Annotated in this window: 1 protein-coding gene and 1 pseudogene; both read right to left on the minus strand. The window is 36.1% G+C overall.

What is annotated here, in order from left to right; translation table 11 throughout:
* Positions 1 to 722 (minus strand): annotated as a pseudogene (locus FTV31_RS16720) (fimbrial biogenesis outer membrane usher protein); the annotation flags it as partial.
* A 27-nt stretch (positions 723 to 749) separates the two neighbouring features.
* The gene (locus FTV31_RS16725; RefSeq protein ID WP_257223471.1) at positions 750 to 1,427 is read right to left on the minus strand and encodes a molecular chaperone; all 678 of its coding nucleotides are present in this window, start codon (positions 1,425 to 1,427) and stop codon (positions 750 to 752) included.
* Positions 1,428 to 1,567 lie beyond the last annotated feature (140 nt).

Below are 1,567 nucleotides of genomic sequence, written 5' to 3' on the forward strand. Positions count from 1 at the left end.
TAAGGCTGTAATGCGAAATTTTTAGCCAAACTTAGACCACTAATCCGAGTAGAGCGTGTCCACGTTAAAGCATCACTTTGCGCATCGCCCAAACGTAAACGAAGCATTTGCTCTGGGAAGTCTTTCTCCCAATACGTATCTAGAATTTGACGATCAGTAAACTGATTATCTTGATATTGATAATTACCTGAAATACTCAGTACACCATTGAATAGACCAAAATAACGAAGTTCATTCCATCCATTAAATGAAAAATGATCATCAGTTTGTTGTGCAAAAGCCGTATAGTTTAAAAGTAAGCCTTGTCTTTCTTGCTGGGGATTAACCGTTGCTACAGATTTAGCTTGATAACTATATTGGTTTTTTGCACTTAATAATTCAATAGGGACTTGTATGGTGATTTTCTGGTTTAGATTGTCATATTGATAACTTAGCCCGTTAATAGCATCTAAAGAAATATAGTTTGTTTGGTCAACCAAGACTTGAGGAGCACTACTTTGAATTGAGAGTTTGTCTAATGATGTCACATCTATATAAAGCTGTTTATCTTGTTGTAAAAAATGTCCTATTTCTGGTTGTGCTGATTGATTTAGTTCGACATCTAAATATAAATCTTGCTGCATATCTTGAATCAGTTTTGGATCGCTGACTTGTGCAAGTGTATTGGGTGCCACTGCAATGATTGCTCCTGCAAATAGCAAATCACTAATCTGTACACTCACAAAACCACTCCAAAATTGATGAATACATCAATGTGCTACTTGAAGTATTTGTTCACGTACATCCATGTTCACAACAGCAACAAACTTTCCAGTCGGTTGAATATTCAGTTGTTTAGGGATAGGCCATTGCATACTCTGACCATTTAGAACATAGCCCATCAGTCCCATTTGAATTGGTGTCTTTTTACCTTGAGAATCTACATAAGCAAACTGGCTAAAACGCTTATAACTTGTAGTTTTATTGATGACTAGTAATTGATGATCCGTATATTTAAATGTCATGCCTTTTAAAGAAGTTAAGCCTTGATCTACAGCATTTATATGTGATGTTTTAAAGAAAACTGGGATCGAATATTTCAGCAAAAGCTGCAACCCGCTTTTCTCTTCAGTTTTTGGATTAGGTAATTCATCGACGATGAGTCGATAGGCTTGTTCAGATGAAAGATTGTTATTTGCGCTACGAATCAAGCGAACTAACTGTCTTTGCCCAGCAGGTATAGTCAATACCATGGGGCTTGCTATCAGATCTTTTGTAGGTGTAATAACATCTTGATTATTATTTTGTGTCCAATAATTTACTCGGACTTGGCCCCGAATTTCGTCACTTCCTGTATTGGTTAACCAAAGCTCTTTAACTTTTTCCTGAGGGGAAAACTCTAATAAAATAGGCGCAACCTGCAAGCTTGCAGCATGCGCCTGTATCATAAAAATACTCGTTACTAGACAAACTAAACTGTACTTACGTAGTAGATTAGAGCAACGTATCGGATTTCTCATATTGATATCCTTTAAATGAAGAATATCTTTACGATAACAAATATTAATATGTTACCGTGGCTGTAACT

Source organism: Acinetobacter sp. YH16031, from assembly GCF_013417335.1.
Classification (GTDB): Bacteria; Pseudomonadota; Gammaproteobacteria; order Pseudomonadales; family Moraxellaceae; genus Acinetobacter.

What these genes read in the sequence shown, in the direction of transcription:
- FTV31_RS16725 (WP_257223471.1), bottom strand. Translation starts at nt 1,427, where the DNA reads ATGATACAGGCGCATGCTGCAAGCTTGCAGGTTGCGCCTATTTTATTA.